Consider the following 5,575-nt stretch of genomic DNA (forward strand, 5'->3'; position numbering starts at 1 on the left):
GTGTAAAGAATGTCCGGCGGTGACCTACTCTCCCACACCCTCCCGAGTGCAGTACCATCGGCGCTGTGGGCCTTAGCTTCCGGGTTCGGAATGGGACCGGGCGTTTCCCCCACGCTATGACCGCCGTAACCCTTCGTGCACGCCCTCCACCCCTGTTGAAGGAGGCGGCCCTGGCGGCAAATCTGTGGTTACAAGCTTGTTGCTTGGAACTGTATTCAATTATTTTGTTCCCGGGACAATTTGGTTGTTGTCTGGGAACCACATAGCGGACGCGTAGCATGTTTTGATCACCCACCCGCGAAGGGGTGGTGTGGTGTAAGTTGTCGGACTATTAGTACCGGTCAGCTCCACGAGTCTTTCGTCCTCGCTTCCACATCCGGCCTATCAACCCAGTGGTCTGGCTGGGGTCCTCTCCCCCCGAAGGGGATGGAAATCTCATCTTGAAGCCGGCTTCCCGCTTAGATGCTTTCAGCGGTTATCCAATCCGAACGTAGCTAATCAGCGGTGCACTTGGCAGTACAACTGACACACCAGAGGTTCGTCCGTCCCGGTCCTCTCGTACTAAGGACAGACCTTCTCAAATTTCCTGCGCGCGCAGCGGATAGGGACCGAACTGTCTCACGACGTTCTAAACCCAGCTCGCGTACCGCTTTAATGGGCGAACAGCCCAACCCTTGGGACCTACTCCAGCCCCAGGATGCGACGAGCCGACATCGAGGTGCCAAACCATGCCGTCGATATGGACTCTTGGGCAAGATCAGCCTGTTATCCCCGAGGTACCTTTTATCCGTTGAGCGACGGCCATTCCACAATGTGCCGCCGGATCACTAGTCCCGACTTTCGTCCCTGCTCGAGCTGTCGCTCTCACAGTCAAGCTCCCTTGTGCACTTACACTCGCCACCTGATTGCCAACCAGGCTGAGGGAACCTTTGGGCGCCTCCGTTACTCTTTAGGAGGCAACCGCCCCAGTTAAACTACCCATCAGGCACTGTCCCTGACCCGGATTACGGGCCGAAGTTAGATGTCCAGAGTGACCAGAGTGGTATTTCAACGATGACTCCACCCGAACTGGCGTCCGGGCTTCACAGTCTCCCACCTATCCTACACAAGCCACACCGAACACCAATACCAAACTATAGTAAAGGTCTCGGGGTCTTTCCGTCCTGCTGCGCGTAACGAGCATCTTTACTCGTAGTGCAATTTCGCCGAGTTTATGGTTGAGACAGCGGGGAAGTCGTTACTCCATTCGTGCAGGTCGGAACTTACCCGACAAGGAATTTCGCTACCTTAGGATGGTTATAGTTACCACCGCCGTTTACTGGGGCTTAAATTCTCCGCTTCGCCCCCGAAGGGGCTAACAGGTCCTCTTAACCTTCCAGCACCGGGCAGGAGTCAGTCCGTATACATCGTCTTGCGACTTCGCACGGACCTGTGTTTTTAGTAAACAGTCGCTTCCCCCTGGTCTCTGCGGCCCTTACCCGCTCCCGAAGCGCTGGGCTTCTTCACGGTCCGGGCCCCCCTTCTCCCGAAGTTACGGGGGCATTTTGCCGAGTTCCTTAACCATAATTCTCTCGATCGCCTTGGTATTCTCTACCTGATCACCTGTGTCGGTTTGGGGTACGGGCGGCTAAAACCTCGCGTCGATGCTTTTCTCGGCAGCATAGGATCACCGAATCCCCCCATACGGGGGTCCCGTCAGGTCTCAGGCTTCACGAACGGCGGATTTGCCAACCGTTCACCCTACATCCTTGGACCGGGACTACCATCGCCCGGCTCGGCTACCTTCCTGCGTCACACCTGTTAATACGCTTACCTCCCCGGATCGGGTCCCGCGCGCCCCGCCCATACTGGCCCCGAAGGGCACGGATGAACGGTTTGGGCGGTTAGCATCACCGGATTGGCATGGGCGGTTTTTCGCCGGTACGGGAATATCAACCCGTTGTCCATCGACTACGCCTGTCGGCCTCGCCTTAGGTCCCGACTTACCCAGGGCAGATTAGCTTGACCCTGGAACCCTTGATCATTCGGCGGACGGGTTTCCCACCCGTCTTTCGCTACTCATGCCTGCATTCTCACTCGTGTAGGCTCCACCACTGGCTTCCGCCGCAGCTTCACTGCCCACACGACGCTCCCCTACCCACCAGCGCTCCTGAACCACGAAGGCTTGGATATATACGCTGATGCCACAACTTCGGCGGTGTACTTGAGCCCCGCTACATTGTCGGCGCGGAATCACTTGACCAGTGAGCTATTACGCACTCTTTCAAGGGTGGCTGCTTCTAAGCCAACCTCCTGGTTGTCTGGGCAACTCCACATCCTTTCCCACTTAGCACACGCTTAGGGGCCTTAGTTGGTGGTCTGGGCTGTTTCCCTCTCGACTATGAAGCTTATCCCCCACAGTCTCACTGCTGCGCTCTCACTTGCCGGCATTCGGAGTTTGGCTGACGTCAGTAACCTTGTAGGGCCCATCGGCCATCCAGTAGCTCTACCTCCGGCAAGAAACACGCAACGCTGCACCTAAATGCATTTCGGGGAGAACCAGCTATCACGGAGTTTGATTGGCCTTTCACCCCTACCCACAGCTCATCCCCTCCATTTTCAACTGAAGTGGGTTCGGTCCTCCACGCGCTCTTACACGCGCTTCAACCTGGCCATGGGTAGATCACTCCGCTTCGGGTCTAGATCACGCCACTGCATCGCCCTATTCAGACTCGCTTTCGCTACGGCTTCCCCACACGGGTTAACCTCGCGACGTAACACTAACTCGCAGGCTCATTCTTCAAAAGGCACGCCGTCACAGCTACAAAGGCTGCTCCGACGGATTGTAAGCACACGGTTTCAGGTACTGTTTCACTCCCCTCCCGGGGTACTTTTCACCTTTCCCTCACGGTACTTGTCCGCTATCGGTCATCAGGTAGTATTCAGGCTTACCAGGTGGTCCTGGCAGATTCGCACGGGATTTCTCGGGCCCCGTGCTACTTGGGATACTCTCCAAGCGGCGTCACGCATTACGGTTACAGGGCTTACACCTTCTCCGGCCGGCCTTTCAAGACCGTTCACCTATACGCACGCACTCACTTTCGCTGTCCGGCAGAACAGCAGCGGAAAGTCCCGCAACCCCGGCCATGCAACGCCCGCCGGCTATCACACATGGACCGGTTTGGCCTCTTCCGCGTTCGCTCGCCACTACTAACGGAATCACTGTTGTTTTCTCTTCCTGCGGGTACTGAGATGTTTCACTTCCCCGCGTTCCCTCCACGCACCCTATGTGTTCAGGTACGGGTCACCCGGTCACTCGCGCGCCGGGCGGGGTTTCCCCATTCGGACATCCTGGGATCACCGTTCGGTTATCAACTCCCCCAGGCTTATCGCAGATTCCCACGTCCTTCTTCGGCTCCTGATGCCAAGGCATCCACCGTGTGCTCTTAAAAACTTGACCACAAAGATCAAAATCAGCTATTCGAGAGAACCGTGGAACAACCGCACCCGCAAAGGGGCACAGCCAAACCAGGTTCATCAAAAAAATTGCTTTAAGATGCTCGCGTCCACTATGTAGTTCTCAAACAACAACCCCGTCACCCACCAACACCACACACGTTACGTGCACGGCACCGGATAGGATGCGGGAACAAGAGGAACCAACCCGGTCCCACCTCGCATCGCTGCAAGATAAGGTCCTGTTGCCTCAGGACCCAACAGTGTGCCAAAAGACGCCCCCCGCGATACCCTCCCCACACGTTCCAGGCGCACCCTTCGAAAAGGGGCACCGTACTGGCATGCGGAGAACCGCGACAGACACCGAATCCGTTGATATTCCACCCATGAGCACCCGCCGGACAACGAATGTGTCCGCAACGGGCTTGCCCTGCAAACCACCCAACCCGCACTAATGGCGCGTCAGGATTGGTTCGAGGAAGCTCCTTAGAAAGGAGGTGATCCAGCCGCACCTTCCGGTACGGCTACCTTGTTACGACTTAGTCCCAATCGCCGGTCCCACCTTCGACGGCTCCCTCCCACAAGGGGTTAGGCCACCGGCTTCGGGTGTTACCAACTTTCGTGACTTGACGGGCGGTGTGTACAAGGCCCGGGAACGTATTCACCGCAGCGTTGCTGATCTGCGATTACTAGCGACTCCGACTTCATGGGGTCGAGTTGCAGACCCCAATCCGAACTGAGACCGGCTTTTTGGGATTAGCTCCACCTCACAGTATCGCAACCCATTGTACCGGCCATTGTAGCATGCGTGAAGCCCAAGACATAAGGGGCATGATGATTTGACGTCGTCCCCACCTTCCTCCGAGTTGACCCCGGCAGTCTCCCATGAGTCCCCGCCATTACGCGCTGGCAACATGGAACGAGGGTTGCGCTCGTTGCGGGACTTAACCCAACATCTCACGACACGAGCTGACGACAACCATGCACCACCTGTGAACCGGCCCCGAAGGGAAGGACTGTTTCCAGCCCGGTCCGGCCCATGTCAAGCCTTGGTAAGGTTCTTCGCGTTGCATCGAATTAATCCGCATGCTCCGCCGCTTGTGCGGGCCCCCGTCAATTCCTTTGAGTTTTAGCCTTGCGGCCGTACTCCCCAGGCGGGGCACTTAATGCGTTAGCTACGGCGCGGAAAACGTGGAATGTCCCCCACACCTAGTGCCCAACGTTTACGGCATGGACTACCAGGGTATCTAATCCTGTTCGCTCCCCATGCTTTCGCTCCTCAGCGTCAGTTACAGCCCAGAGACCTGCCTTCGCCATCGGTGTTCCTCCTGATATCTGCGCATTTCACCGCTACACCAGGAATTCCAGTCTCCCCTACTGCACTCTAGTCTGCCCGTACCCACTGCAGACCCGGGGTTGAGCCCCGGGCTTTCACAGCAGACGCGACAAACCGCCTACGAGCTCTTTACGCCCAATAATTCCGGACAACGCTTGCGCCCTACGTATTACCGCGGCTGCTGGCACGTAGTTAGCCGGCGCTTCTTCTGCAGGTACCGTCACTTTCGCTTCTTCCCTGCTGAAAGAGGTTTACAACCCGAAGGCATTCATCCCTCACGCGGCGTCGCTGCATCAGGCTTGCGCCCATTGTGCAATATTCCCCACTGCTGCCTCCCGTAGGAGTCTGGGCCGTGTCTCAGTCCCAGTGTGGCCGGTCACCCTCTCAGGCCGGCTACCCGTCGTCGCCTTGGTAGGCCATTACCCCACCAACAAGCTGATAGGCCGCGAGTCCATCCAAGACCAAAAAATCTTTCCACCCACCACCATGCGGTGACAGGTCATATCCGGTATTAGACCCGGTTTCCCAGGCTTATCCCAGAGTCAAGGGCAGGTTACTCACGTGTTACTCACCCGTTCGCCACTAATCCCCGGTGCAAGCACCGGATCATCGTTCGACTTGCATGTGTTAAGCACGCCGCCAGCGTTCGTCCTGAGCCAGGATCAAACTCTCCGTTAATGTTTCAAACAGACACAGCACCAAAGGCCGGGAAAACGACCAAAGACACTGCACTAAATTCAAACCAGGCTGATAAAACCGCGACACACCACAGGGGCGGCACGCCACGGCACTTCAACCAATAAA

The 5,575-nt window shown here is 57.0% G+C and carries 3 rRNA genes; all 3 read right to left on the bottom strand.

What is annotated here, in order from left to right:
- Window positions 1–11 precede the first annotated feature (11 nt).
- Window positions 12–128: ribosomal RNA gene (rrf, locus tag AC5RWT_RS34010) — 5S ribosomal RNA — on the bottom strand.
- 182 nt (window positions 129–310) lie between these two features.
- Window positions 311–3,439 (bottom strand): 23S ribosomal RNA (locus tag AC5RWT_RS34015).
- A gap of 486 nt (window positions 3,440–3,925) precedes the next feature.
- Window positions 3,926–5,449: ribosomal RNA gene (locus tag AC5RWT_RS34020) — 16S ribosomal RNA — on the bottom strand.
- Together the 16S, 23S and 5S rRNA genes form the textbook arrangement of a ribosomal RNA operon.
- Between the last annotated feature and the right edge of the window lie 126 nt (window positions 5,450–5,575).

Source organism: Arthrobacter sp. Dra40 (genome assembly GCF_059091905.1).